Origin of the sequence: Marinobacter sp. NFXS9 (assembly GCF_040148665.1) — a bacterium.
In the GTDB taxonomy this organism is placed as follows: Bacteria; Pseudomonadota; Gammaproteobacteria; order Pseudomonadales; family Oleiphilaceae; genus Marinobacter_A; species Marinobacter_A mangrovi.
This window is the reverse complement of the sequence record NZ_JAGDDW010000001.1, coordinates 121307-147541: the sequence shown is the minus strand read 5'-3', so window position 1 is coordinate 147541 and position 26235 is coordinate 121307. Positions and strand designations below refer to the sequence as shown.

The following is a 26235-nucleotide window of genomic DNA, read 5'->3' as shown; positions in this document are numbered from 1 at the left end:
CTTTGGCGAGCCCTCGCGGAGCGCAGAGCTTTGAAACCTGCAGCATGGTCACCAGCGAGTACATTACCGTTCTGCAGCTGATTCGCCAGGGCTTCACTGGAAAGCAGTTGATCGATAACTTACCCGGCCTGGACAAGCCGGGGGCTGAGCGCGTCCGTCTTTTGGAAAAGGCCGTGAAAGACGAGGGCCTGGAAGAGACCTTTTCAGCGGTCAATGCCGAGTTCGCCCGTTGCAGCAAACGCGTCTACCAGCGCCGGGGAAAACCGGAACCGGACAGCCGCGAAGGCCACTTCTACTTCTGCGCCGGCGAGAACAAGTTACGCTACGAAATCCTGATGGCTGCGATCCTGGATGCGGATATCGATGCCGTCCTCGGGCAGGTTCCGGCCAGTCGTGAACGGATCACCCGGGCGATCTTCAAACTGCAGGCCAACCAGGGCCCACTGGCCGCCTTCGACGCCATAGGCGACGAACTCAAGTACTGCCTGAATGGCACCAGCTAGCACCACCCCATCGGTTCAAACTTTTTTAAAAAAAGGTTTGACAGTGCCTGGGGCCTTACTTAATATACGCGCCACCTCGACGAGGCAAGCTTTTCAAGCAGATGCGTCCCCTTCGTCTAGTGGCCTAGGACTCCGCCCTTTCACGGCGGCAACAGGGGTTCGAACCCCCTAGGGGACGCCATTTTCTCTCCCTCCCGTTTCCGGGAAAGCCAACATCACCCTAACTTTGACAACATCCTGTCCGGGGCGATGAATTCCAGATCCTGAGCCAACGCAACGCCTTCACAGGTCAGTTTCCCCTGCGCGACATTCAGGCCAGGCAGAAAGCCCGCATCCCCCTGCAGTGCCTGGCGTACTCCCTGATCCGCGAGTTTCACGACATAAGGCAGCGTGGCATTGGTCAGCGCCAGCGTCGACGTTCTCGCCACAGCCCCGGGCATGTTGGCAACGCAGTAATGCACGACACCATCCACCACATAGGTCGGATCATCATGGGTCGTGGGATGGGACGTTTCCGCACAACCGCCCTGATCAATCGCCACATCCACCAGCGCCGAGCCGTCCGGCATGACGCCCAGCAAATCGCGGGTAATCAGACGTGGCGCCGACGCTCCGGGAATGAGAACGGCGCCCACCACCAGATCGGCTTCCGCAAGCACCGTTTCGATCGCATCCCGTGTCGAGTAAAGGGTGGTGATCAGCCCCCGATAGTGCTGATCCAACTCACGGAGAACCGGAACCGAGCGGTCCAACACAGTCACCCGGGCGCCAAGCCCAACGGCCAACTGCGCCGCATTGCGACCAACCACACCACCGCCGATCACCACCACGTTGCCGGGATGAACGCCGGGCACCCCGGACAGCAGGACACCGCGCCCGCCACGCACTTTTTCCAATGCCTGCGCACCCGCCTGGATGGCCAGCCGACCGGCGACTTCGGACATGGGCGCCAACAACGGCAAGCTGCCGTGGCGGTCGGTGACCGTTTCATAGGCGATGCAAGTGGCTCCGGATGCCAGTAGATCCTGCGTCTGATCCGGATCCGGCGCCAGGTGCAGGAAAGTGAACAGAACGTGGTGAGGTTTCAGCAGCGCCCGCTCCTGGGCCTGGGGCTCCTTCACCTTGATCAGCAACGACGCCCCTTCGAAAACCGTTTCGGCGTCGGGAACGATACGAGCTCCGGCCCGCTCGTACAGGTCGTCCGAAAACCCAGACCCGTCGCCGGCCCCCTGCTGGACCAGCACATCGTGACCGTGTTCAGCGAGCTCGCGAGCCCCGGCGGGCGTGAGCCCGACCCTGTATTCGTGGTTCTTGATTTCCTTGAGTACGCCGACCGTTGTCATCACACCCTCCCGAATGCACCGTGAATGGGTCGCTGAAAAAGGTTTCTTCAGTATAGGAGAGACAGGGAATTCCGCAGGATTCCGTAACCCCCTGTCATTAAAGAATGAATCCTGCTTCGCTCAATGAAACAGAGCGTATTGCGGCCAATCCATCGACAACGGGTAACAATGATCAGAATATGAACAATGAACACCTGTTCATCTCTCAACTTTTGCAAAATCACACAGTTAATTGATGAAGCCCAAGGGCATTCAAGAAAATCAACTGCTATAGTCCTTTATGGAAAGTGCCTCTGTTTCAACCTGATCGGCTGAGCGCAGAAGCTGTACCGCCCCTACCCAACGGCACGCTTTTCCGGCGGGACCGAGACTATGTATTTGATGACTTCGACAACATGTCAAACCTGTCGACGAGACTAAGCCAATTCAAGACCAGTTCGCCGCTGTCATTCCGGTTGCTGGCGTATATCCTGCTATTCAGCTCTCTGTTCACGCTGTTTGCTTCGGCGATTCAGGTGTACACCGATTTCCGCAAGGACGTGTCCCTGGTCGACGAACGTATGTCCGTCATCGAAACCAGTTACGCCAGCAGCCTGTCACGCAGTTTGTGGGCCCTGGACCAGAAGCTTCTGCAGGTGCAGATGGAAGGCATCCTCAGTCTTCCGGATATTGTCCACCTGCGCCTGAAGATCTACCCTGACTCCGAAGTGGTGATGGGAGAGGTTCCCAGGGAAACCTCCACCATGACCCGCACGTTCGTGCTGACTCATGAAGGGGATGAGCTGTACAAGCTGGGTGAGCTGACCATTACCGCCAGTCTCGCCGATATTTATCAGGACCTGCGCCGAAAAGTGCTGGTTATCCTGACCACCCAATTCTTCAAGACCTTCTTCATTTCGGTGCTGATCATCTGGGTCTTCCAGTACTTCGTGACGCGCCACCTGACCACCATGGCCCAGTACGCCCGCAGCTTCTCGTTGCGGAACCTGCAGCAACCTCTGGCACTGGACCGGCCGGATACAGAGGTCAATCGTCGCGACGAGCTGTCCCAGGTGGTGGATGCCTTCAATCAGATGCGCGAGCGATTGAATGAAGACATGCAGCGTCAGGAAGAGGATGCCTCCGAGATCCGAAAGCTGTCACTGGCTATTGAGCAGAGCCCGTCCTCGGTCATCATCTGTGACCGGCACTGGCACATTGAATTTGCCAACCACAAATTCTCCCAGCTGACCGGTTTCACGCTTGGGGAAATTCGCGGCAAGCATCCGGGCATGCTGACCAGCGACACTTTCTCCCAAAGGGAAAACCAGCAGCTTTGGCAAAACGTTCGACTGCAGGTCCAACGCGTCGGTGTCTGGCAGGGGGAAATCAACAGCGCCCGCCGCAGCGGCGAGCGCTTCTGGGAACAGGTGATCGTTACGCCGATCAAGGACGTGGACGGCAACCCAACCCACTACCTGATCCTCGGCGAAGACATCAGCATCCGCAAACGCTACGAACAGCAGCTGCTGCGCCAGGCCAACTATGACATTCTCACCGGCCTGCCCAACCGGATGTTGGCGCTGGATCGCCTCAAGCTGGCCCTGGCACAGGCCCGCCGTGAAGAAACCCTCGTCGGGGTGATGTTCCTTGACCTGGACAACTTCAAGCACATCAACGACACCATGGGTCACGAAGCCGGGGACAACCTGCTGATCGAGGCTTCCCGCCGTATCTCCAGCTGCTTGCGGGGCACCAGTACCGTGGCCCGTCTGGGCGGCGACGAATTCCTGGTGATCCTGCCGGGGCTTCACGAGCCGGACGCGACCGAACAGGTTGGTGACCGCATCCTGCAAACCTTCGCCCCACCCTTTCAACTGAATGGGCAGGAAGTGTTTGTCAGCACCAGTATCGGCATCGCCATTTACCCCACCGATTCCGACAATAGTGGCAACCTGCTGCAGCACGCCGACGCGGCCATGTACCAGGCCAAGAGCAAGGGCAAGAGTGCCTATGAACGGTTTGCCCCGGAGATGAAGGAAGTCTCCCACGAGCGGCTGCAGATCGAATCCCGCCTGCGTCGGGCGCTGGAACTGGATGAATTCGAACTTTACTTCCAGCCCATTGTGGAAACCGCCTCCGGCCAGTTGATCGGCGCGGAAGCCCTGATCCGCTGGAACAGCCCCACCATGGGTCTGATGATGCCGGATAAATTCATTCCGCTGGCGGAAGAAACCGGCCTGATTATCCCCATCGGCGAGTGGGTGATTCAGCAGGCCTGTGCGGCTGCACGACAATGGCACGAGACCACGGGACTGAAACTCAGCATCGCCGTCAACGTGTCGCCACGACAGTTCCGCGACCCTTCATTCGTGGACGCGGTCAGCCGTGCGGTGTCGGAGCAGCGACTTGATCCGGCCTGCCTGGAGCTGGAGATCACCGAACGCCTGATCCTGGACAACACCATCGAAACAGCCGACATCCTGCGGCGCCTGGACGAGATGGGGGTGCGCCTCTCCGTCGATGACTTCGGCACCGGCTACTCCGCCCTGAGCTACCTGAAGTCCTATCCCTTCGACACGCTGAAGATCGACAAGTCGTTTATTCGGGACGTCATGATCGAGCCGGGAGACGCGGCGCTGGTCCGCGCGATCATCAACATGGCCCACAGCCTCGAATTGCAGGTGATAGCCGAAGGGGTGGAAGAAGAGGCCCAGACCCACTTCCTCCAGGCCCAGGGCTGCGACTACGCACAGGGCTACTTCTACAGCCGCCCGGCTTCCGCCGACTCGTTCGTGGAGTGGATCCGCAACAATCACCGGGCATCCTGCACCTAAGACTCCCCGCGGCCAAGGCCAATAAAAAAGGCGCCTGAATCGAGAGAGTCTCGAAACGGCGCCTTTTCTCGCGTTCGGAATCGCTTTCTGACGGGCTCGCAGCCTAGCGCGACTTCTTGCTCTTCTGCTTCTTCTTCGTCTTGCGAACGTGTTGCATCATGCGCTTTTTCTTCGCCTGCTGGCGTGGCGTGAGACGATTCACCCGACCGGCAAACGGGTTCTCACTGGAACGGAATTCAAAGCGGATCGGCGCGCCCCGCACATCGAGAACACGGCGGAAGGTATTCTCCAGGTAACGCTTGTAAGCATTCGGCAAGGCATCGGTCTGGTTGCCGTGCACCACCACCAGCGGCGGGTTGGAGCCGCCCTGGTGAGCGTAGCGCAATTTGATGCGGCGCCCGTTGACCAGCGGCGGCTGGTGCTGGGTCAGCGCGTCTTCCAGGATGGCCGTCAGACGATTGGTCGGCCACTTGGCCATGGCCGACTCGTAGCACTCACCGATGGAATCGTACATCACGCCCACACCCGAGCCGTGCAAGGCCGAAATGTAGTGCTTGTCGGCGTAGTCGAGGAACTCCAGGCGGCGGGCCAGCTGCTCCTTTACGCGAGCGCGCTGCTCGCCGTCCATCCCGTCCCACTTGTTGACGGCGATCACCAGCGAGCGGCCGGCATCCAGTACAAATCCGATCAGATGCAGATCCTGGTCAACCAGCCCCTCCCGGGCATCGATCACCAGAATCACCACATGGGAATCTTCGATCGCCTGCAGCGTCTTGATGATGGAGAACTTTTCCACCGTCTCCCGGACGCTCTTGCGCCGGCGCACACCGGCCGTGTCGATCAGCGTGTACTCCTGACCCTGGCGCTCATAGGGAATGTAGACGCTGTCCCGGGTCGTTCCCGGCATGTCGTAGACCACCACCCGCTCTTCGCCGAGCATCCGGTTGACCAGCGTGGATTTACCGACGTTGGGCCGTCCAACCACACCAATGCGAATCCCCGGATAGCGCTCGGCGCTGTCTTCCTCGACCTCTTCCGCTGAAGGCAAGAGATCCTCCAGCATGGAGCGAATGCCACGGTTGTGGGAGGCCGCAATCAGATAGACCGACTCAAACCCCAGCTGATAGAACTCGGAGGCTGCCACATCCGGATCCTGGCCGTCGGTCTTGTTGACCACCAGGTGGGCAGGCTTGCCGGAACGCCGCAGCTGGTTGGCAATCAGCTCGTCGCCGGACGTCAGGCCGGCACGGCCATCCACCAGGAACAGTACGATGTCAGCCTCTTCCACAGCGAGCATGGACTGGCGCGCCATTTCCGCATCAATGCCCTCCTCGTCCCCGGTCAGGCCACCGGTGTCGATCACGATAAAGCGCTGGCCTTCGTACTGGCCTTCGCCGTATTTGCGATCGCGGGTCAGACCGGCAAAGTCGGCCACCAACGCATCCCGGGTGCGGGTCATCTGGTTGAACAGGGTCGATTTGCCCACGTTGGGGCGTCCAACCAGGGCGATTACAGGGGTCATAGAGCGTTCGTCAGTCAGAAAGTGGAATCCCGGCCGTGCACAGCCGGGATCGGATTCAGTCGGATTCGCGCAGCTTGAAGGCTGCCAGTTCACCACTGTTGCCGTAAATATAGATCAGGTCACCGTCAACGATCATCGGCACACGCAATCCGTCGTCGTCCACTTGCAGCTGGCCCTGCAGAGAGCCGTCCAACTGCGAGAGGATATGCACATAGCCTTCAAAATCGCCAGTCAGCAGGTAGCCATCCAGGGAGGCCAGACCGGTGGTCTGCCGCCATTCCAGTTTATCCTGCGACCAGATTTCCTTACGGTTGAACAGACTATACGCACTGATCACGCCGTTCGATCCGGAAATGTACAGGTTGCCATAGTCCAGGGTTGGTGACTGGAAGCTGCTGGCCGCCCGTTTCCAGATTTCCTGGCCGGTGCGCATGTCCACCGCGGCCACGTTACCTTTGTAACCCGTCACATAGGCTACGCCGTCGCGCACCACCGGTGTACCATCGACGTCAACCAGACGTTCAAGCTCCGTCCGGCCACTGGGTTCACCGACGGAATACTGCCATATCGGCTGACCGGTATCGGTCAGGAGGGCGTACAGTTGGCCACTTGAAAAGGCGACCAGGGTGACTTCGGAGCCGACCCAGGGCGTCGCGGTACCCCGGAAACTGAGAACCGGGATAACGCCATCGTACTGCCATTTCTTTTCACCGGTATCGGCATCGTAGGCCAGTGCCTTGCCGTCGATGGTCTGGACGACCACCACCGAGCCGTTGGACTGCGGCGGCGCCAGGATCTCGCTGGGCAGTTTGACCGACCAGACCTCTTCGCCTTTCTTTTCCCGGGACAGCGCCAGCAATTCGCCTTTGCGTGAGCCTACGTAGAGATGATCGGCATCCGCACCGACACCGGCCAGGATGGGACGCTCCAGGTCCGTTTCCCAGTTGTAGTCGCCGTTTTGCGGGTTCAGGGAGACCAGCTCACCATCACTGGAGACCGCAAACAGTTCCCCGTAGGAAAGCACCGGCTGAAGGAACAGCAGCTGCTCGTCATCACCGTCGCCGACGGAGGTATCCCAGACTTCATCCAGCCAGACGCTGCTTTCAATCTCAGGCAGGGGCTTGGGCTGCTCGAACGTGTCGTTGGAGCTGCATCCTGCCAGCAGCCCCGCCAGGCCGACACCGATCAGGCACTGGCGAACAAGGCGCAGGCGCCGCATCAAGCATCCTCCCCAACGGCCATATCGGCCATCTTCAGCTTGAGCAGCGGGCTCGGCGCACTGCCGGCAGCTTCGCTGGCTGCGGTGTAGGCCTTGCGGGCACCGTCCAGATCGCCCTGGGCGCGCAGGATATCGCCCTCAAGCTCGGCGTAAAGCGCCTTGTAAGCACCTGGATCCTTAACGGAACGCAGGGTTTCCAGCGCGTCGTCCGCCTGGTCCGCTGCGAACTGGGCCTGGGCCAGACGCTCACCGATCATGATCTTGAGCGGGCCTTCCGCCGCATGTTTGCGTGCCCATTCAAGCGATTCAGCCGCTGCCTTGGGATCGTTTTTCTCGCTGAACTGGTGCGATGCCAGGATCAGCGAACCATAGACCGCGTAGGCGCTATCACTGTATTCGTCCTGGAGTTCCTTGGTCACGAACTCGATGGTCTTTTCCCGCTCATCACCCGCCTGTTGGTTCAGCGCGCTCAGCAGTTGCTGGTACTGGGAACCCGCAGCGCTTCGCTCGGCCGCCTGATGGTTCTGCCAGGCCTGCCAGCCAAAGACGATGGCCAGGGCCGCGCCGATACCGATCAGCAGTGCGCTACCGTTCTTCTTCCACCAGTCCTTGATCGCCGCGAGTTGTTCTTCTTCGGTACGCAATTCCACGTCAGTTACTCCGTAAAAACGAAAACGATTGATTCAATGTGTGGGATCAGTCTGCCGCCAGCAGCGCTGTCAATGTGTCTGCCAGCTCGGACTGGCTGACCGCCTGTTGCTCGCCCTCACTGCGCAGGGGTTTAAGGCTGACGGTCCGGCTCTCGACTTCGTTGTCGCCAATGATCAGCGCGTAACGCGCGCCGCTGCGATCGGCCTTTTTCATCTGGCTCTTGAAGCTGCCGCCGCCGCAATGCAACACAATCACCTGCTGTGCCATCGATTCCCGCAGCACTTCAGAGACCTTGAGGGCCTCAGCTTCGCCGGCCTCCCCCATACCCATGACATAAACATCCGCATCGCCGCTGACCGAGGCGGGGACCCGTTCGAGGGTTTCCAGCATCAGCACCAGGCGCTCAATGCCCATGGCAAACCCCACAGCCGGCGTGGGTTTGCCACCCAGTTGCTCCACCAGCCCATCGTAACGGCCACCGGCACAGACGGTGCCCTGGGCCCCGAGACTGTCGGTCACCCATTCGAAGACGGTCTTGCCGTAGTAATCCAGGCCGCGGACCAGTCGGGAATTCACCGTGTACTCAATACCGGCGAGTTCTAGGCGCTGCTTCAAACCGGCAAAGTGCTCGATGGATGCCTCGTCCAGGTAGTCCACCAGATCCGGCGCGTCCTGGAGGATGGCCTGGATCTCCGGTGCCTTGGAATCCAGGATGCGCAGCGGGTTGGTTTCCAGGCGACGCAGGCTGTCTTCATCCAGCCGATCCCGGTAATTCGACAGATAATCCACCAGCGCCTGGCGATAGGCCTTGCGGGCCTCGCTGGTGCCGATGGAGTTGATCTCCAGTCGCACATGGGGCGCCAAGCCCAGCGCTTTCCAGAGACGCGCCGTCAGGATCAGCAATTCGGCGTCGATATCGGGTCCGGTCATGCCGAAGCACTCGACCCCGATCTGGTGAAACTGGCGGTAGCGCCCCTTCTGAGGGCGCTCGTGCCGGAACATCGGGCCGGTATACCAGAGCTTGCGGGTCTGGTTGAACAGAAGGCCGTGCTCTTCCGCGGCGCGCACGCAGCCGGCGGTCCCTTCCGGCCGCAATGTCAAGCTGTCGCCGTTGCGATCCTCGAAGGTGTACATTTCCTTTTCGACAATATCGGTCACTTCGCCGATGGAACGCTTGAACAGATCGGTCTGCTCGACAATCGGCATCCGGATTTCCTGATACCCGTAATTGCGCAGCACGCGACTCACGGTCTGTTCCAGGTACTGCCAGACCGGGGACTGGTCCGGCAGGATATCGTTCATCCCTCGAATTGCTTTAATCTTGGCCAAGGTGCTTTTCCAGTTAATTCGTCTGTCGGCTCGTCGAATACAGTGGGGAACGGACCGGGCCCGTCACCTGACAGGCCGGCGTATCGGGATCAGACCCGGACCCACTTCTCAGTCATGGGCCCGGGCGATGATGGCGTCGTCCTGCTCTTTGCGGCGTTCGACCTCGTCCCGGATGAGCCTCTCGAGATTATCGACGAGGTCTTCGTTATCCAGTTTCTGGTTGGGGCTCCCACCCACGTAAAGCAAGTTACGAGGGCTGCCACCGGTCAGGCCCAGATCCGCCTCTTTGGCTTCGCCGGGACCGTTGACCACGCAACCGATGATGGCCACGTCCAGCGACGTGTTGACGTCCTCCAGTCGGGCTTCCAGGTCATTCATGGTCTGGATGACGTCGAAGTTCTGGCGCGAGCAGCTTGGGCAGGCGACAAAATTGATGCCCCGGGCCCGCAAACGCAGGCTCTTGAGGATGTCGTAACCCACCTTCACTTCCTGCACCGGGTCTGCCGCCAGGGAGACCCGAATGGTGTCGCCGATACCGTCCATCAACAGCATGCCCAGCCCGATAGACGACTTGACGGTTCCGGAGCGGAAGCCGCCGGCCTCGGTGATGCCCAGGTGGAGCGGCTGCTCGATCTGTGAGGCAATCTGGCGGTAAGCGGCCACGGTCATAAAGACCTCGGAGGCCTTGAGGCTCACCTTGAAGTCCTGGAAATCGTGTCGATCCAGGATATCGATGTGACGCATGGCGGATTCCACCAGCGCTTCTGGCGTGGGTTCGCCGTATTTTCTTTGCAGATCCTTTTCCAGCGAACCGGCATTGACGCCGATCCGGATCGGGATATTGCGATCCTTGGCCGCATCGATCACGGCTCGAACCCGGTCTTCGCGACCGATATTGCCTGGGTTGATACGCAGGCAGTCGACCCCGTATTCGGCCACTTTAAGGGCGATACGGTAGTCAAAATGAATGTCCGCCACCAGCGGGACCGAAACCTGTGATCGAATCCTCGAGAACGCTTCGGCGGCGTCCATGGTCGGTACGGAAACACGGACAATATCCGCGCCGGCCTGCTGCAGCGCTTCGATCTGCGCCACCGTGGCGTCGACATCGCAAGTCTCGGTGTTGGTCATGCTCTGGACAGCGATCGGCGCATCACCACCGACCGGCACGTTGCCGACGTGGATCTGGCGGGACTGACGTCTTTTAATGGGAGATTCGTGTTTCATACTTTCCTGAATCGGTGGTCTGGATCAGTTTCCCAGCGTCAGGGAGACCCGGTTATTGGATGCCGGATAGCTCGACAGGTCAACGGCGTCACCGTTAAAGCTCAGGTTGACGACATCAACTGCGCCCAGCACCACCTGGAAGGGGCCCTGACCTTCGTATCGTAATGATTCTCCGGCGCGCTTGAGGGACGCGACAACCGTCGTCCCCTCCGCATTCTTAACGGATACCCAGCAATCGCCGGTAAATGTCGCACTCAGCACATCACCGGTCGCCGCAACCGGCTGATCTTCGACCGGCGGTGCCGGTTCAGGTTCACTGACTTCCGGCTCAGCGGTGTCGTTGGCCATTGTATTATCGGCCGGCACTGCGACGGAACCCTGGTCGACAGACTCAGACGACATCGTCTCATCGGCGGGCGACGATTCCGCCTTCGACGCCTGGGTCTGCTCGTTGGCAATCGGAGCATCAGGAACGGGGACACCGCTGTCAGCAGGTTCTTCCACGGAGGCTTGCGGCTCGTCAGCAGGGCCCTGCCCGGCCTCATCAGCCGTTCCGAAGGTGGGGTCCGGGTTATCGGTGGCTCCGTCATCCGACGCCTGCGAGGTCTCTGCGGCGCCCTCGCCTCCCAGCTTCGGATACAGCTCCATTTCCACAACGCGTGTGCCGATCACGGCCACCGCGGCAATCAGCAGAATCCAGATAATCCAGCGGGCGACACGACGCTTCTGCCGCTTTTTGCGTTCGATCGATTCTAACGGATCTTCCCGGCGCGCCTGTTCGGCTTCCTCACGCAACGGTTCCAGTTCCATGTCCAGCGTTTCCAACAGGCTTGTCGCGTTCAAACCGACCTGTTCGGCGTAGGCACGGACATAGCCCTTCAGGAAAAGCTCGCTGCCGATCTTGTCGTACTCGCCGTCTTCAATCGCCTGGATCACTGATGGACGAAGATGCTGACTGTCTGCGACGTCGGCCACGGTAATGCCCTTGGCTTCTCGTGCCCGACGCAGCTGATGCCCGACCTCTCCGGTCAGCGGCGCTGCCTCCGGTTGTTCCTGGGTATCATCATTAATCATTCGAAATCAGTGCTCTATACTGTTTGAGTTGTTCCGATTTTGGGTATTGCTTGCGCAGAAGTAAAGCCAGGCTGGCCTCACGGTTCTCATCGCCGAAATGGTGTGCCAGGCGAAGCCCCGTCAGCAGGCTTTCCGGCGAGTGCTTCAGGTTGGGATTATGCTGCATCATCCCAACCAGTTGATTGTAGTAATGCTCCGCGGATGCGTAATCACCCTCGTTCACCAGCGATGTGGACAATGCCAGTAAATAGTTGGCATTCCCCCGGCTCAGGCCCACGGCCCGCTTGTAGCTCGCTGTCGCATCCTCGAAATCGCCCAGCTCGTCCTGGGTCCGTCCCAGGTTATAGAAAACCGAGCCGCGATCGTCGTATTCGGTATCCTTCGACGCCCGGGTGAACTGTGTTTCAGCGTCCTTGTAACGGCCCTGGTTGTAGAGGAAAGCCCCGTAGAAAACACGCCCGCGCGTGTAGTTGCTGTCACTGTCCAGGGCATTGAGGAAGGATTTTTCCGCCAGATCCGGTTCGCCTTCGGTCTGGTAAATCAGCCCCATGCCAGCCAGGGCACTCGGGCTGTCGGGGTTAATCTGCAGGGCCCGCTCCAGGTGGTCCCGGGCACGGTCGTAGTTGCCCTGCCCAATGTAAGCCATCCCCAGCTTGACGTAGTTCTCTTCGGCCTTTTGCTTATTCGCCTCCCTCGCAAACGGGCTGTCCGTCGTCGTGACACAGCCGGCAAGCGCCAGAAAACCCAGTACCACAAGCACTCTGACAACACAGACAGACAGACCAGGGACTTTCACGCTAAACAGATCCTTCTCGTTTTATAGGGGCGAACCATCATGGAGCAACATGGTGAACGGGAATATAACGCTGGCTGCGACGGGTCCGATCCTCAAACTGGCCAACCAGCTGACCACACGCCGCATCAATATCATCACCGCGCGTCGTACGCACGGTGGTGACATAACCTGCCTCATTCAGGATGCCCTGGAAGCGCCGTGTCGCCATCGACTTGGGACGCTTGAAATCGCTTTCCGGGAACGGGTTGAACGGAATCAGGTTGATCTTGCAGGGCAGCCCCTTCAGGAGCCGGGTCAACTCGTGCGCATGCTCAAGATGATCGTTAACGCCGGCAATGACCGTGTACTCGATCGTGACCTTACGCTTGTCCGGCAAACGAGCCAGGTAGCGCCGCGTCGCCGCAAGAAGCTCGGCAATCGGGTACTTCTTGTTGAGCGGAACCAGCTTGTTTCGCAGCTCATCGTTCGGTGCGTGCAGGGAGATTGCCAATGACACGTCGGTCAGTTCACCCAGGCGATCCAGAGCAGGCACCACGCCGGACGTACTCAGCGTCACCCGACGCTTGGAGAGACCGTAGGCGAGATCCTCCATCATCAGGTTCATCGCATCGACAACGTTATCGAAGTTCAGCAGCGGCTCACCCATGCCCATCATCACCACATTGGTGATCGGCCGATCCCCAGCGGACTCAAACGGCATGAACGAGCGACGCGCCACCCAGACCTGGCCGATGATCTCGGCGGCGGACAGATTCCGGTTGAACCCCCGCTTACCGGTAGAGCAGAACGTGCAGTCCAGACTGCAACCGATCTGTGACGAGACGCAGAGGGTACCGCGCTCGCCATCCGGGATCAGGACGGTTTCGACGCTGTTGCCGCTGTCCATTCGCATGACCCACTTGCGGGTGCCGTCCTTCGACGTTTCATCGTAGACCACTTCCGGCCCACGAATCTCGGCAACTTCTTTAAGTTTTTCACGTAACGCCTTGCTGACGTTAGTCATTTGATCGAAGTCATCCACACCGTGTTGGTGCATCCACTTCAGGATCTGGGTCGCCCGGAATTTCTTCTCGCCCAGCGATTCAAAAAAGGCTTCCAGTTTGGCCTTCGGCAACCCCAGCAGGTTGGTTTTTTCGGCCGGCGATGTCATGGTCATAACCTCGATCAAATAACCCGTCGGGCGGCAGGCCGAAGCCGCCGCCCTCCAATGGAATCAGCCGCGCGGGCAGATCTCATTGTCGTTGAAGAAATAAGCGATTTCACGCTCGGCGGACGCCGGAGAGTCGGAGCCGTGAACCGCATTGGCGTCGATGGAAGACGCGAAATCGGCACGGATGGTGCCCGGATCGGCTTCTTTCGGGTTGGTCGCACCCATCAGGTCACGGTTCTTGGCGATCGCGCCTTCACCTTCCAGAACCTGAACGACAACAGGGCCAGAGGTCATGAATGCAACCAGATCCGGGAAGAAAGGACGCTCTTTGTGCTCGGCGTAGAAACCTTCAGCTTGCTCCTGGGTCAGGTGCATCATTTTGGCGGCAACAATGCTCAGACCGCCTTTTTCGAAGCGGCTGTAGATCTCACCGATGACGTTCTTGGCGACGGCGTCCGGCTTGACGATAGAGAGCGTGCGCTCGTTAGACATGCTAAATCTCCAGTTGGTTATAGGTTAAGGAGCCTCGAAAAACGTCCCGACCATCGATCGTGGCCGAAACATTCTCCGAGGCTCCCTAAAAACTAAACGGCGATTATACGCGGGAAGCCGGCGACTGCCTACCGGACCCCAGAACGGGTCCTCTGTCGCTCCCGCAATCGCTCCAGAACCGTGCCAATCTCGCCAATGGCAAAGTCTATTTCCTCTGCTGTCGTGAAACGTCCGAACGAAAACCTCAGCGCGCTGTGGGCCAGCTCATCACTGACACCCAATGCACGCAGCACATAGGACGGCTCCAGCGACGCCGAGGCGCAAGCCGAGCCGGACGACACGGCAAGCTCCCGCAAACCGAGCATCAGCGATTCGCCGTCAACGCCCTCAAAGCTCAGATTGACAATACCCGGCACCGAGAGTTCCGCATCGCCGTTCAGACTGACGCCGGCCAGCCGAGTCACACCGGCGAGGAACTGACCGCGCAGCGCCATCAAGCGTTCGCGCTCACTGCCCAGCTCTTCTCCGGCAATCCGGAACGCATCCCCCATACCCACGATCTGGTGCGTCGGCAAAGTGCCTGAACGCATGCCCCGCTCATGGCCGCCGCCGTGAATCTGGGCTTCAATGCGGACCGCCGGATCCCGGCGCACGTAGAGAGCACCGACGCCCTTGGGCCCATAAACCTTGTGCCCGGACAGGGACATCAGATCCACCGAGGTCGTCGACAGGTCGATGGCCAGCTTACCCGCGGCCTGGGCTGCATCCACGTGAAACAGGACGCCCTGCTCCCGGAGCCACTCACCAATCGCACCCACATCGGTGATGGCGCCGATTTCGTTGTTCACCCACATCAGGCTTACCAGACAGGTCTCGGGTCGCACGGCCTCTTTCACCTGATCCAACGTCACATGCCCCTGGGTGTCGGGTTGCAGATAGGTCAACTGCATCCCTTGGGACTCCAACCACGCGCACGTGTCCAGGACCGCCTTGTGCTCAATGGCGGAGGTGATGATGTGGCCGCCCGGATAGCGGGCAGCGACGCCTTTGATGGCCAGGTTGTCGGATTCCGTGGCTCCCGAGGTCCAGACGATCTCGCGCGGGTCGCACCCCAGCAGATCCGCCACCTGACGCCGCGCACCTTCAACCGCAGCCTCCGCCTGCCAGCCATAACCGTGGGACCGGGAAGCCGGATTGCCGAACACGCCGTCAAGTGTCAGGTGCTCCACCATGCGTTCGGCAACCCGGGGGTCTACCGGCGTGGTCGCCGCGTAATCAAGATAGACTGGTTTTTTCATAGCGCTCTGGGATTGAGTGGGACACTGGGGTTGTTTCGTTCAGGCCCTGATCAACGGGCCGGGACGGGGACGGTCAGACCGGATCGCCCTGCGTCAGGCGTTGTGTATTGATGGTCTCCGCCTGCCGCTGGTTCTGGCGCTCCGCGACCACCTGGATTTCCCGCTTTCGCATCAGGTCAGCCAGACTGATTTCGCTCAGGAACGCGTGAATCTGGTCACTCAGGTCCGACCACAGGTGATGCGTCAGACACTTTTCGCCGTTCTGGCAATCGCCCTTGTTCTGACAACGAGTGGTATCGAGGGACTCGTTGACCGCATCAACGACTTCCGAGATGAAAACGGTGTCGTATGGCCGACCCAACTGATAGCCGCCGCCAGGGCCTCTGACGCTGACCACCAGCTTGTGACGGCGAAGCTTGGCAAACAGCTGCTCGAGGTAGGACAGCGAAATATCCTGACGCTGGGAAATGTCCGCCAGCGTAACGGGGCCATCCTCGGCGTGCAGCGCAAGGTCCAGCATCGCAGTGACTGCGTAGCGCCCCTTGGTGGTCAGTCGCATGGATTACGGCCTCGAAAGATCGGGAAATGGATTCTACCGAGTTGAAAGTATGAATTGACCGACTATTTCAGTCAAGTATTAAGCAGGACGGCAAAACCGCTGCCAGTTCGCGGACTTACCGCCCCACCCGGACTATTCCTTGTCATCTCTGACGCAGTCGAAATCCTCTTCGTCGATCGCTGGCAACGCCCCATTGCGGTACTCCTTGTCAACGCGCTGCAGCGCCTTGCACATGCTCTCGATCCGCTCATCCACCACATGCATGTGGTCAAGCAGACTGCGAACGGCACGGGCGACCGGATCCGGCATCTCCTCTGTGACGCCATAGGCATCGAAGCCCATACGCTGCTCCATTTCCCGGCGCTTGTCCTTCTCCGCTTCGCTGTCCCGCTTGACAATCACGCGTCCCGGAATACCGACGACCGTGGCATCGGCGGGTACCGCCTTGGTGACCACGGAATTGGAACCGACCTTCGCACGATCCCCTACCTCAAAAGGCCCGAGAATCTTGGCGCCGGCACCGATGACCACACCATTGCCCAGCGTGGGATGGCGCTTACCCTTATTCCAACTGGTCCCGCCCAGGGTCACGCCCTGATAGAGCGTTACGTCATCGCCAATCACAGTGGTTTCGCCAATGACGACCCCCATGCCATGGTCGATAAAGAAGCGGCGACCGATGACGGCACCGGGGTGAATTTCGATGCCGGTCAACCAACGGGCCAGCGTGGAAATGGTCCGCGCCAGCCACTTGAATCCCCGACACCAGAGCGAGTGCGCGACACGATATAACAGGAGCGCGTGCAGCCCCGGGTAATTGGTGAGCACCTCAAAGGTATTCCGGGCCGCCGGGTCGCGGTGGAATACGCTGCCGATATCTTCACGCAAACGCTCGAACATAGTTTATTCCTGTTCCTGCTCCGCTTCAGGGCGACGATCCGCGCCACCCGCACTTTTCTGCACGGCCGTCAGGATACCGCGCAGAATGTTGATTTCCATCTGATCCAGATGCGCCCGCTGAAACAGGCGACGCAACCGCGTCATCAACTGCCGCGGGTTTTCCCGGCGATGGAAATCAATATCCACGAGCACGTCTTCAAGGTGCCCGAAAAAGCCTTCCACATCGTTGACCGACGCCGCCTTGATATCCCAACCGTCGTCACCAGGCTGCAGGACCGGGCGCAAGGCCGCTTCTTCGCCCTGAGCATCAAGCATTTTCAGATGATGCATGCGCACTTCGTAGCAGATGACCTGAACCGCCATGGCCAGATTGAGCGAGCTGTAGTCCGGGTTGGACGGTATATGAATATGGTAATGGCATCGCTGCAATTCTTCATTGCTCAGACCGCTGTTTTCGCGACCGAATACAAGCGCCACCTCGCCGTTACCCGCCTGCTCCGCGGCCCGCTCCGCGCAATCGGTCGGTGGGATCACCGGCCAGGGAACCTTCCGCCCCCGCGCACTGGTCCCCATCACCAGCACGCAGTCGGCGATGGCCTCATCCAGCGTATCAACGACCGTTGCTCGATCCAGGATTTCCGAAGCGCCCGAAGAGCGGGCATAGGAAGCCTCATCCGGGAACGACGCCGGATTCACCAGGTAAAGATTGGACAGCCCCATATTTTTCATGGCGCGGGCAGCGGCCCCGATGTTTCCGGAATGGGACGTCTCCACCAGGACAATGCGGATGTGGGCGTGTGGGTCGTGCTGGGTCATTCAGGCGCCTCTGGCGAGTCAATATCAACGAGGCGGGCAATGATACCAGAAAGCGTACCGCGATGATGCGCTGCAACAGCTCCAGCCGGGTAATCCCCTATGCCCTGTGTTCCCAAAAAACGTACAAGCAAGCCCCGTGTTTTGCTATCATACGCGCCCTTTAACCAGTCAAGTGTCAGAGAGATCCATGCAACCAGCGATTAAGATGGCCCTGCGCATTGCGCGCCAGGGTTCCGAGTACCTCAAGGCCCATTTTGAACGTCAGGATCCTGCCACTGTCGACGACGCTGCCCGCACACAACTTGACCGGGCGGAAGCGTCCATCTACGCCAATTTTTCTGAGCAACTACAGAAGGCGTACAAGGACCACTATATTGCTCCAGCCGGCGACATCGACGCCGCTGGCCATGACCTCAGCTGGCACGTGTTCCCGCTGATCGGCAGTGACAACTTCCTGCGCGGCATTCCCGAGTTCGTCCTGGCACTGGTCCAGAAAAAAGGCAACCGGGCCGAACACATGCTGGTGGTCAACCCGATTACCGGCGAAGAGTATTCCGCCAGCCGCGGCCATGGTGCTGCTCTGAACAGCCGTCGCATTCGCATGAACGGCGCGCAGCAGATCGGTCGGGCCACCCTGTCCACCAACGTCCTCGAGTTTACTCGTGAAACCGAAGATCCACTGGTGTGGGGCGAACTGATCAGCACGCTGGCGCGCGAGTCCGGCCGTGTTCGCACTTGCGGCTGCACACTGCTGGACATGGCCCGCGCCAGCGCCGGCCACCTGGATGGCATCGTTGTTTTCCGGCCAACCGCTGTAGAGCAAGCCCTCGGCCTGTTGCTGACTCACGAATCAGGCGGCCTTTCCGGCGACTTCTCCGGCAACCCGTCCAGTCAGGAAAGCAGCCGACAGCTGGCCATTGCCAACCCGAAGCTGTTCAAGGACCTGCTCAAGACGCTGCACCCGTTCCGCGGCCGCCTTCCCAGGTAAGCCTGGCAGGCGCACCGCTTCCGCGCCTTCCTTTCCAGGCACGCACAAAAAAGGCCGCAATCGCGGCCTTTTTGGTTTGTCAGGGCATCACCTTACATCCGGTTCAGCCACTCTGGCGGCTCCTCTTCCTCCACCTGCTTACCGGCCGCGCCCTCTTTCGCCGGCACAACCAGATCCTCGCGACTGACCCCCATCATGATCAGCAGGTTTGCTGCCACATAGATGGATGAATAGGTACCCACCAGGATGCCGATCAGCAGGGCAATGGAGAAGTTGTGGATCGCCTCACCGCCCAGCAGGAACAGCGCCAACAGCACCACGAGCGTCGTGCCCGAAGTGTTCAGGGTCCGGCTCATGGTTTCAGTGATCGAGTGGTTGATGATCTCTTCGCTGTTGCCGGTACGCAACTTGCGGAAATTCTCGCGGATACGGTCGGCGACGATGATCGTATCGTTCAGCGAGTAACCGATAACCGCCAGCAACGCCGCCAGCACACTAAGGTCGAACGTCCACTGAAACAACGAGAACACGCCCAGCACGACAATGACATCGTGCGCCAGAGGCAACACGGACGCCACGCCAAACTTGAACTGGAAGCGCATACCGACATAAACCAGCACCACAAACAGGGCCAGCAGCATGCCCAGACCACTGCTCTCTTTCAGCTCATCGCCCACCTGCGAACCGACGAACTCGGCCCGCACCATGTCGACCTTGGCGCCATTCGCGCGCAGGTCATCGGCCATGTTCTCGGCGAGCTTGTCGTCGAAATCCTGGCGCAGGCGCACCAGGACGGACTTCTCGTCACCGAAATTCTGGACCACGAACTCCTTGTAGCCCGCATCATCGAGCGTCTGGCGCACTTCATCCAGGGAGGGTGCCTTTTCGTAGGCGAACTCGATGGACGTACCGCCGGTAAAGTCCAGGCCCAGGTTGAGACCATTGATGGCCAGAATAATGATCGAGAGGATAACCGCCGTCAGCGACCCGAAGGACGCCAGGCGCCGGATTCCCATGAAATTGATGGTGTTCTCGGTCAATTTAGCCATTGGCGAGCTTCCCCCCGATCGCAAGCTTCTCGACCTTGCGACCACCGTATATCAGATTGATGATTGCGCGACTGACCAGCAGCCCGGTGAACATGGACGTCAGGATGCCGATACACAGAGTCACGGCGAACCCTTTCACCGGGCCTGAACCCATGGCAAACAGGATGACCGCGACCAGCAGCGTCGTAATGTTGGCGTCGAAAATCGACACAAACGCCCGGGAGAAACCGGCATTGATCGCACTCTGGGGCGGAACCCCGAGCCTGAGCTCTTCCTTTATTCGCTCAAATATCAAGACGTTGGCATCAACCGCCATACCCACGGTCAGAACGATACCGGCGATACCCGGCAGCGTCAGCGTGGCCGACAGGATCGACATACACGCCACCAGCAGCATCAGGTTCACCGCCAGCGCCACGTTGGCGACCAGACCAAAGAAGCGGTAGTACAGCAGCATGTACAGGAGCACCAAGGCAAAGCCCACGGTCACTGACATGACACCGGAATCAATATTTTTCTGCCCCAGGCTTGGTCCGATGGTCCGTTCCTGCACGAAATACATCGGCGCAGCCAGTGAGCCGGCGCGCAGCAACAGGGCCAGCTCGCCGGCTTCGGCGGTGGAATCCAGGCCGGTAATGCGGAACGAGCTGCCCAGCGTCGACTGGATCGTCGCCAGGCTGATGATGCTGCGATTGACCTTACGCTCTTCCACTTCCTGAACCTTGCCATCGACGCGCTTTTTGACGGTCTCGGTCCGGTACTGGATGAACAGCACGGCCATGCGACGCTTGATGGCGTCACGGGTGGCGCGGGTCATGCGGTCGCCGCCGGTGCTGTCGAGCGTGATATTGACCTGCGGCTGGCCGTTCTGGTCGAAGGCCTGTTGCGCATTGGCCACGTTCTCACCGGTGACGATGATTTCGCGCTCAAGGCGAGCCGTGCGATCCGGATTATCACGGAACGGATAGACTTCGGTGGCGCTGGACGGTGCATCCTGGCGCGCTTCGAGACGGAATTCCAGGTTAGCCGTGGCACCCAGTACCCGCTTGGCCTGCGCCGTATCCTGGACACCCGGCAGCTCCACGACGATACGGTCGCGGCCCTGGCGCTGCACCAGCGGCTCGGCCACACCCAACTCGTTGACCCGATTACGAATGGTGGTCAGGTTCTGCTTGAGAGCGTAGTCCTGAATCTCCTTGATCTTCTTCTCGGAGAGCTGCAGAGACAGTACCTGCTGGCCATTGTCGTCGGTGGTCTTGTCGAGCAGGAACTCGTTGTACTGGTCACGAATCAGTTCGAAGGCCTGGTCCTGCGACGCGTCGTCACGGAACACCAACTGGATGGTGTTGCCGTCACCCACATCGCCACCGCGATAGCGGATGTGCTCTTCCCGCAGCTGGCGCTTGATCTCGCTGGAATAGACCTCGAGACGCTTCTGCAGCGCACTGTCCATATCCACTTCAAGCAGGAAGTGGACACCACCGCGCAGATCGAGACCCAGTTTCATCGGACCGGCGCCGATGCTGCGCAGCCAATCCGGCGTGGTCGGTGCCATATTCAGAGCTGCCAGGTACTCGCGACCCAGCGCTTCCTGAATGACCGGCCGGGCGCTCAGCTGCGCCTCTGCCGTGTTAACCCGAATCAGGCCGTTCGGCGGATTCAGAGTCGCTTCCTTGACCGCGATGCCCTCCTGTTTGAGCGCATCGACGGCCTTGTCCAGCGTAGCCTGGTCCACCTGCGTACTGCTGCGCGCACCGGTGATCTGGATGGCGTAGTCATCCGGATATAGGTTGGGCAACGCGTATATGAAACCGATCACGACTGCGACCAGTATCACAATGTTTTTCCAGAGCGGGAATTTGTTAAGCATGGAATGCCTTGTTATCTGCTGGTGTGCACCAGCCCTGTATCATTCTTGAACCGTGACACGCGGCGAAGGGCTCCGCCGCTAGCCTGCTTCAGGCCATCGCCGGACCGCGATGACCTGATAAACGAAGGGGCACCAGAGTGCCCCTTGATAGTCCGATCAGATGTCTTTCAGAGTACCTTTCGGCAGCGCTGTCGCGACAGCCACCTTCTGGACTTTCACTTCGACGTTGTCAGCCACTTCGATAACGATGAAGTCATCGGTCACCTTGGTAATCCGGCCTGCCATGCCGCCGGAGGTCACCACCTCATCGCCTTTGCTCAGGCCGGCCATCAGGTTCTTGTGCTCTTTGGCACGCTTGGACTGCGGACGCCAGATCAGGAGGTAGAAAATCAGGATGAAGCCGGCAAAAAAGATCACCTGCCCGATCACACCCATGCCGCCCTGGCCGGCGCCGCCGGCTTGCTGGGCCATTGCCGCCGCGGGGGAGGCAGCCAGACAGACAGACAGCGCATTACGCAAAGCTTTCATTCGTGTACTCCGTTATTGATTGAAATCGACCCTTTTATAAAGGGAAACGCCTCGGCGACCGGTCCCCGCAAACCCCATTCAGGATTCGCCGGCCAGCGGCGGCACGGACTGCCCCCGACGCGCGTAGAACTGGTGGATAAAGTCCGACAATGTACCTGCTTCAATAGCCCCACGCAATCCAGCCATCAGGTTCTGATAATACCGCAGGTTATGGACTGTATTGAGCTGTGAGCCCAGCATTTCACCGCACCGGTCAAGATGATGCAGATAGCCCCGCGAAAAGTGCTGGCAGGTGTAGCAGTCACAGTCTGCATCCAGGGGGCCGGTGTCGTTACGGTGGCGCGCGTTACGGATCTTGATGACGCCCTCGCTGGTAAACAGGTGACCGTTGCGTGCATTACGTGTTGGCATCACGCAATCAAACATGTCCACCCCGCGGCGCACAGCCTCCACGATATCCTCCGGCTTGCCCACGCCCATCAGGTAGCGCGGCTTGTCCGCCGGCATCTTCGGCGGCAGGAAATCCAGGATGCGGATCATGTCTTCCTTGGGCTCACCTACGGACAGGCCACCGATCGCATAACCGTCAAACCCGATATTGACCAGCCCTTCCAGAGATCGTTCCCGAAGCGGCTCGTACATACCGCCCTGGACGATACCGAACAGTGCCGAAGGGCTATCACCGTGAGCATCCCTGCTGCGCTGGGCCCAACGCAGGGACATTTCCATGGAGTCCTTTGCCTGCTTTTCGGTGGCTGGATACGGGGTGCACTCGTCGAAGATCATGACGATGTCCGAACCCAGCTTGCGCTGGACTTCCATCGAGATTTCCGGCGACAATTCCACCGGCGAACCATCCACCGGCGAGCGGAATTTAACGCCGGCCTCGGTGATCTTGCGCATTTCCCCCAGGCTGAACACCTGGAAGCCGCCGGAGTCGGTCAGGATCGGTCCCTGCCACTGGGTAAAGTCGTGCAGGTCGCCGTGCTCACTGATGACATTCGTGCCGGGACGTAACATCAGGTGGAAGGTGTTACCCAGGATGATTTCGGCACCGATCTCCTGAATGTCGCGCGGCAACATGCCCTTGACCGTGCCGTAGGTGCCGACCGGCATGAAGGCCGGTGTTTGCACCTCGCCCCGCGGGAAGGTCAGCGTGCCGCGCCGTGCCCGGCCGTCGGTGGCGGAGGTCTTGAAGGACATGAAACAACGATCACTCATCGTTCTGACTCCTGCTGGGCGCGCTGCGCCTGCGCCGACGGCTTCTCGCCGGTCACAAACATGGCATCGCCATAACTGAAAAACCGGTAGCGCTCGGCCACAGCCGCCCGATAGGCCGCCATAACACCGTCATAACCCGCAAAGGCGCTTACCAGCATAATGAGGGTGGATTCCGGCAGATGGAAATTGGTAATCAACACATCCACGCACTGGAAGCGATAGCCGGGGTAGATAAAAATGTCCGTTTCGCCCTGGAAAGCGACCAGTTCGCCTCCCACGGAAGCGGACTCCAGCGAACGCACGGAGGTGGTACCGACCGCAACGACACGGCCGCCACGAGCCCGAGCACGAGCGACGGCGGCAACGGTCTCTTCGGGCACGTCGACCACTTCACTGTGCATGTGGTGTTCTTCGACACTGTCAACGCGAACCGGCTGGAACGTGCCGGCCCCCACGTGCAAGGTCACAAAAGCCTGTTCGATGCCCCGCTCTTCCAGTTCGGCCATCAGGGCTTCATCAAAATGCAGGCCGGCCGTCGGCGCGGCAACGGCGCCCGCTTCCCGGGCATAGACGGTCTGATAGCGCTCCCGGTCGGAGCCTTCGTCCGGTCGATCGACATAGGGCGGCAGCGGCATATGGCCGACCGCCTCCAACAGCTCGAGCACCGATTCCGCACCGCTGTCCAGCGCAAGATGAAAAAGCGCGTCCTGGCGACCGACCACGCGGAAAGCGCCCTCGCCTTCTACGAGAATGCGCTGACCGGGCTTGGGCGACTTGGACGACCGGATGTGGGCCAGCAATTCCCGCTGATCGAGCACCCGCTCCACCAGGATTTCCAGCTTGCCACCGGTCTCTTTCTGACCGAACAGGCGGGCCGGAATCACACGGGTGTTGTTGAAGACCAGCAGATCACCCGGTCGCAGGAGATCGAGGATATCGCGAAACTGGCGGTGATCGATCGCGGCCGTTGGGCCATCAAGGTGCAACAGACGGCTCGCGCTGCGCTGCTCAAGGGGATAGCGTGCAATCAGCTCGTCCGGGAGGTCGTAATGGAAATCGGAGACTTTCATGGTGGCTCAACCTGATCTGGCAAGGGGACTCACCAACGGCTGGCATTCAGGTCCCGGAGGATACGTATGACTTTTAGAAAATGGTGCCGGGGGTGGGACTCGAACCCACACGCAGTTGCCTGCACGAGATTTTGAATCTCGCGTGTCTACCAGTTTCACCACCCCGGCAATTGGAGAGTGTCGCGATTATACTGAGGCGAATCTCAGGGTCAACCGCCAAGCGTCTGATTTGTTGATAGCCCCGCCGAAACAGGGCAATTTCATTAGATCCGATCGAACAACGAGAGCTGCGACACCTGGGCGAACGACTGCTGCGCGGCCTGCAGCACGAAACTCTGGAAACTGAGCGTGCTGACGGCCTCGGCGTAGTCCACGTCGCGCAGTTTGGACGTAATCTTGTCCGTATATATAGAGGAATCCGACAAAAAATCCCGAGTGGAGTCGACGGTATTTAACCGCCCGCCAATCTCGGTTTGTGTCGTTAAAATACTTTCCTGAGCGTTATCGAGGTTTTTGAGTGAATCAGCCACCAAGGCATCATAAGCCTCCTGTCCACCCTCGAAATTAGCGGCCAATATAGGTGGGGTTGCCGATGTATCCAGATCAGTGTCCGAAGCGCCAGTTGTCACCAGCGTTCCAGAGAAAGGAGGCCCACTGTCATCAATAGCACTGATATTCAGATCTTCTCCCTGTGACGTCAAAAGGATATTGCCACTATCATCAAGGTTCGCCTCGATGCCCATGCCTTGCAGCTTCTGGTTTCCATTTATCAATCCTGCCAGATCAGAGGAATCTTCGCCTCCCGAAAGTGAGACACCAACACCGTTGATGTAAATTGCGCCCGATGCACTGGCTGCAAAATTGCTGCTAATGGAAGCCGACGCAGGGCCCTTCACCTGATTATCCAGGCCATCAATCAGCTTCTCGATGGTTCCAAAAACCGACTGCTTACTTGAACTTTTAACAAAAAACTCATCGCCACTGGCTGCACCGCTGATCTCAAACTGCACTCCAGCGACGCGGATTGGATCCCCGCTCGTATAGTCGTTGTTAGGTGACAGCGGCGTTAAGTCCTCACCGGTCGTCCGGTTGGTAACCGTAAACGTATTGCCGGACGCATCAATCTTAACTATAAGGTCATCAGGATATATTTCCCCGAATGCATCCTGATCGTAAACAAAGCCGGAACTTATTGTCGCTGCATTGGTGTTTTGAGATGAGCTCTCCGTTCGAAAACTAGGGGAAGCACTGTTCACGTTAACAAAGATACCTTTGCCGGAATCACTGATAGGCACGCTTACCCCAGTATCGATTTCTAGCATCCGCTGCCCTTCATCTCCCTGGTAGCTCCATTTTCCGGCATCATCCTGCGCAAATGCGGGCGTATTCCCTTTGAATCCGCTAAAAATATACTCCCCTGACGCATCTCTCGTATTGGCATACCCCGCCAATTGCTCGAGCCGCTCCTTCAACTCCGACGAAATGGACTTACGATCATCGGCAGACAGCGAGCCGTTCCCGGCCTGAACCGTGAGTTCTCTGACACGCTGAATAACATCTGTAATGTCAGACAACGTGCTCTCTTCCTGTTCCAGGCGATTTTGCGCCAAATCGATTCCACGCTGGTACTGATCAATCTGCGCATTCTGTTGATCCAGTTTGAGCAGGCGCGCTGCCGCAACAGGATCGTCCGATGGATTAATTACCCGCTTACCAGTCGAAATCTGTTGCTGCGTTTTCTGGAGCTGAGTATTCAGGTCCTGCAGCCGGTTCACGCCGCCATTAAAAATCTGCTGTGAGGATATGCGCATGCT

Annotated in this window: 23 protein-coding genes and 2 tRNA genes; 4 read left to right on the top strand and 21 right to left on the bottom strand. The window is 59.2% G+C overall.

Translation table 11 applies throughout. The annotated features are described in order from the left end of the window. The first annotated feature begins 2 nt into the window (after window positions 1–2). A complete protein-coding gene (locus J3364_RS00690) occupies window positions 3–503 on the top strand; it encodes a hypothetical protein (RefSeq protein ID WP_349555871.1) in 501 nt (166 codons plus the stop codon). Window positions 504–608: 105 nt separating this feature from the next. Continuing rightward, a tRNA-Glu gene (locus J3364_RS00685) sits at window positions 609–684 on the top strand. Window positions 685–718: 34 nt separating this feature from the next. Here J3364_RS00685 and ald read toward each other — a convergent pair. Then, window positions 719–1846: an alanine dehydrogenase gene (gene ald / locus J3364_RS00680; RefSeq protein WP_123633424.1), complete on the bottom strand. Its 1128-nt coding sequence runs from the start codon at window positions 1844–1846 to the stop codon at window positions 719–721. Window positions 1847–2241: 395 nt separating this feature from the next. On the opposite strand from ald, the gene J3364_RS00675 reads away from it, so the two are divergent. Further along, window positions 2242–4662 carry a bifunctional diguanylate cyclase/phosphodiesterase gene (locus J3364_RS00675; protein ID WP_349555869.1) on the top strand — a complete coding sequence of 807 codons (2421 nt, stop codon included), beginning with the start codon at window positions 2242–2244 and terminating at the stop codon, window positions 4660–4662. A gap of 103 nt (window positions 4663–4765) precedes the next feature. On the opposite strand, the gene der is transcribed toward J3364_RS00675, so the two are convergent. The 13 genes from der to trmJ all read right to left on the bottom strand — a co-directional run bounded on the left by der (window position 4766) and on the right by trmJ (window position 17695). Beyond that, the gene (gene der / locus J3364_RS00670) at window positions 4766–6184 is read right to left on the bottom strand and encodes a ribosome biogenesis GTPase Der (RefSeq protein ID WP_349555867.1); all 1419 of its coding nucleotides are present in this window, start codon (window positions 6182–6184) and stop codon (window positions 4766–4768) included. 55 nt (window positions 6185–6239) lie between these two features. Continuing rightward, the gene (bamB, locus tag J3364_RS00665) at window positions 6240–7403 is read right to left on the bottom strand and encodes an outer membrane protein assembly factor BamB (RefSeq protein ID WP_123633427.1); all 1164 of its coding nucleotides are present in this window, start codon (window positions 7401–7403) and stop codon (window positions 6240–6242) included. Next, window positions 7403–8053 (bottom strand): YfgM family protein, encoded by a 651-nt coding sequence (locus tag J3364_RS00660; protein WP_349555865.1) that lies wholly within the window; start codon window positions 8051–8053, stop codon window positions 7403–7405. Before J3364_RS00660 ends, bamB begins: the two co-directional genes overlap by 1 nt. A 46-nt stretch (window positions 8054–8099) precedes the next feature. Next, entirely contained in the window at window positions 8100–9356 is a 1257-nt protein-coding gene (gene hisS / locus J3364_RS00655; protein ID WP_502882455.1) for a histidine--tRNA ligase, read from the bottom strand. 135 nt (window positions 9357–9491) lie between these two features. Beyond that, window positions 9492–10610, bottom strand: a complete 1119-nt coding sequence (gene ispG, locus J3364_RS00650; RefSeq protein ID WP_123633430.1) for a flavodoxin-dependent (E)-4-hydroxy-3-methylbut-2-enyl-diphosphate synthase — start codon at window positions 10608–10610, stop codon at window positions 9492–9494. Between the two features lie 24 nt (window positions 10611–10634). Then, the gene (locus J3364_RS00645; protein WP_349555862.1) at window positions 10635–11684 is read right to left on the bottom strand and encodes a RodZ domain-containing protein; all 1050 of its coding nucleotides are present in this window, start codon (window positions 11682–11684) and stop codon (window positions 10635–10637) included. After that, window positions 11677–12438 carry a type IV pilus biogenesis/stability protein PilW gene (gene pilW / locus J3364_RS00640; RefSeq protein ID WP_349555860.1) on the bottom strand — a complete coding sequence of 254 codons (762 nt, stop codon included), beginning with the start codon at window positions 12436–12438 and terminating at the stop codon, window positions 11677–11679. Before pilW ends, J3364_RS00645 begins: the two co-directional genes overlap by 8 nt. Before the next feature lie 79 nt (window positions 12439–12517). Next, window positions 12518–13630 (bottom strand): dual-specificity RNA methyltransferase RlmN, encoded by a 1113-nt coding sequence (rlmN, locus tag J3364_RS00635; RefSeq protein WP_123633433.1) that lies wholly within the window; start codon window positions 13628–13630, stop codon window positions 12518–12520. 63 nt (window positions 13631–13693) lie between these two features. Further along, window positions 13694–14122: a nucleoside-diphosphate kinase gene (gene ndk / locus J3364_RS00630; RefSeq protein ID WP_123633434.1), complete on the bottom strand. Its 429-nt coding sequence runs from the start codon at window positions 14120–14122 to the stop codon at window positions 13694–13696. 128 nt (window positions 14123–14250) lie between these two features. Then, on the bottom strand, window positions 14251–15420 hold the full coding sequence (locus J3364_RS00625; RefSeq protein ID WP_349555857.1) for an IscS subfamily cysteine desulfurase: 1170 nt from the start codon (window positions 15418–15420) through the stop codon (window positions 14251–14253). A gap of 73 nt (window positions 15421–15493) precedes the next feature. Then, window positions 15494–15979 carry a Fe-S cluster assembly transcriptional regulator IscR gene (iscR, locus tag J3364_RS00620; protein WP_349555855.1) on the bottom strand — a complete coding sequence of 162 codons (486 nt, stop codon included), beginning with the start codon at window positions 15977–15979 and terminating at the stop codon, window positions 15494–15496. A gap of 132 nt (window positions 15980–16111) precedes the next feature. Further along, window positions 16112–16879, bottom strand: coding sequence for a serine O-acetyltransferase (gene cysE, locus J3364_RS00615; protein WP_349555853.1), 768 nt, complete (start codon window positions 16877–16879; stop codon window positions 16112–16114). A gap of 3 nt (window positions 16880–16882) precedes the next feature. Then, window positions 16883–17695, bottom strand: a complete 813-nt coding sequence (gene trmJ / locus J3364_RS00610) for a tRNA (cytosine(32)/uridine(32)-2'-O)-methyltransferase TrmJ (RefSeq protein WP_349555851.1) — start codon at window positions 17693–17695, stop codon at window positions 16883–16885. A 187-nt stretch (window positions 17696–17882) separates the two neighbouring features. On the opposite strand from trmJ, the gene J3364_RS00605 reads away from it, so the two are divergent. Next, on the top strand, window positions 17883–18683 hold the full coding sequence (locus J3364_RS00605; RefSeq protein WP_203140816.1) for an inositol monophosphatase family protein: 801 nt from the start codon (window positions 17883–17885) through the stop codon (window positions 18681–18683). 92 nt (window positions 18684–18775) lie between these two features. Here the strand turns inward: J3364_RS00605 and secF are convergent, their stop codons facing one another. From secF to flgL, 7 genes are all read right to left on the bottom strand, one after another. After that, window positions 18776–19732: a protein translocase subunit SecF gene (gene secF, locus J3364_RS00600; protein ID WP_349555849.1), complete on the bottom strand. Its 957-nt coding sequence runs from the start codon at window positions 19730–19732 to the stop codon at window positions 18776–18778. Next, window positions 19725–21602, bottom strand: a complete 1878-nt coding sequence (gene secD, locus J3364_RS00595) for a protein translocase subunit SecD (RefSeq protein ID WP_349555848.1) — start codon at window positions 21600–21602, stop codon at window positions 19725–19727. The genes secF and secD overlap by 8 nt, the downstream gene beginning before the upstream one ends. A gap of 156 nt (window positions 21603–21758) precedes the next feature. Then, window positions 21759–22130 (bottom strand): preprotein translocase subunit YajC, encoded by a 372-nt coding sequence (gene yajC / locus J3364_RS00590; protein ID WP_123633442.1) that lies wholly within the window; start codon window positions 22128–22130, stop codon window positions 21759–21761. Window positions 22131–22208: 78 nt separating this feature from the next. Further along, on the bottom strand, window positions 22209–23333 hold the full coding sequence (gene tgt / locus J3364_RS00585; protein WP_349556759.1) for a tRNA guanosine(34) transglycosylase Tgt: 1125 nt from the start codon (window positions 23331–23333) through the stop codon (window positions 22209–22211). Between the two features lie 14 nt (window positions 23334–23347). After that, window positions 23348–24421, bottom strand: coding sequence for a tRNA preQ1(34) S-adenosylmethionine ribosyltransferase-isomerase QueA (gene queA / locus J3364_RS00580; protein WP_349555847.1), 1074 nt, complete (start codon window positions 24419–24421; stop codon window positions 23348–23350). 81 nt (window positions 24422–24502) lie between these two features. After that, window positions 24503–24589 (bottom strand) — tRNA-Leu (locus tag J3364_RS00575). Window positions 24590–24684: 95 nt separating this feature from the next. After that, complete coding sequence (flgL, locus tag J3364_RS00570; RefSeq protein WP_349555845.1) at window positions 24685–26232, bottom strand: flagellar hook-associated protein FlgL; 1548 nt, start codon at window positions 26230–26232, stop codon at window positions 24685–24687. Window positions 26233–26235: the final 3 nt, after the last annotated feature.

Excerpts from the sequence above, each read along its gene's own strand:
- yajC (WP_123633442.1), bottom strand. The coding sequence starts at position 22,130 with ATGAAAGCTTTGCGTAATGCGCTGTCTGTCTGTCTGGCTGCCTCCCCC.
- der (WP_349555867.1), bottom strand. The coding sequence starts at position 6,184 with ATGACCCCTGTAATCGCCCTGGTTGGACGCCCCAACGTGGGCAAATCG.
- iscR (WP_349555855.1), bottom strand. The coding sequence starts at position 15,979 with ATGCGACTGACCACCAAGGGGCGCTACGCAGTCACTGCGATGCTGGAC.
- hisS (WP_502882455.1), bottom strand. The coding sequence starts at position 9,356 with ATGAACGATATCCTGCCGGACCAGTCCCCGGTCTGGCAGTACCTGGAA.
- ald (WP_123633424.1), bottom strand. The coding sequence starts at position 1,846 with ATGACAACGGTCGGCGTACTCAAGGAAATCAAGAACCACGAATACAGG.
- ispG (WP_123633430.1), bottom strand. The coding sequence starts at position 10,610 with ATGAAACACGAATCTCCCATTAAAAGACGTCAGTCCCGCCAGATCCAC.
- J3364_RS00605 (WP_203140816.1), top strand. The coding sequence starts at position 17,883 with ATGCAACCAGCGATTAAGATGGCCCTGCGCATTGCGCGCCAGGGTTCC.
- rlmN (WP_123633433.1), bottom strand. The coding sequence starts at position 13,630 with ATGACATCGCCGGCCGAAAAAACCAACCTGCTGGGGTTGCCGAAGGCC.
- ndk (WP_123633434.1), bottom strand. The coding sequence starts at position 14,122 with ATGTCTAACGAGCGCACGCTCTCTATCGTCAAGCCGGACGCCGTCGCC.
- flgL (WP_349555845.1), bottom strand. The coding sequence starts at position 26,232 with ATGCGCATATCCTCACAGCAGATTTTTAATGGCGGCGTGAACCGGCTG.
- J3364_RS00625 (WP_349555857.1), bottom strand. The coding sequence starts at position 15,420 with ATGAAAAAACCAGTCTATCTTGATTACGCGGCGACCACGCCGGTAGAC.
- trmJ (WP_349555851.1), bottom strand. The coding sequence starts at position 17,695 with ATGACCCAGCACGACCCACACGCCCACATCCGCATTGTCCTGGTGGAG.
- queA (WP_349555847.1), bottom strand. The coding sequence starts at position 24,421 with ATGAAAGTCTCCGATTTCCATTACGACCTCCCGGACGAGCTGATTGCA.
- bamB (WP_123633427.1), bottom strand. The coding sequence starts at position 7,403 with ATGCGGCGCCTGCGCCTTGTTCGCCAGTGCCTGATCGGTGTCGGCCTG.
- J3364_RS00675 (WP_349555869.1), top strand. The coding sequence starts at position 2,242 with ATGTCAAACCTGTCGACGAGACTAAGCCAATTCAAGACCAGTTCGCCG.
- secF (WP_349555849.1), bottom strand. The coding sequence starts at position 19,732 with ATGGCTAAATTGACCGAGAACACCATCAATTTCATGGGAATCCGGCGC.
- secD (WP_349555848.1), bottom strand. The coding sequence starts at position 21,602 with ATGCTTAACAAATTCCCGCTCTGGAAAAACATTGTGATACTGGTCGCA.
- J3364_RS00645 (WP_349555862.1), bottom strand. The coding sequence starts at position 11,684 with ATGATTAATGATGATACCCAGGAACAACCGGAGGCAGCGCCGCTGACC.
- tgt (WP_349556759.1), bottom strand. The coding sequence starts at position 23,333 with ATGTCCTTCAAGACCTCCGCCACCGACGGCCGGGCACGGCGCGGCACG.
- cysE (WP_349555853.1), bottom strand. The coding sequence starts at position 16,879 with ATGTTCGAGCGTTTGCGTGAAGATATCGGCAGCGTATTCCACCGCGAC.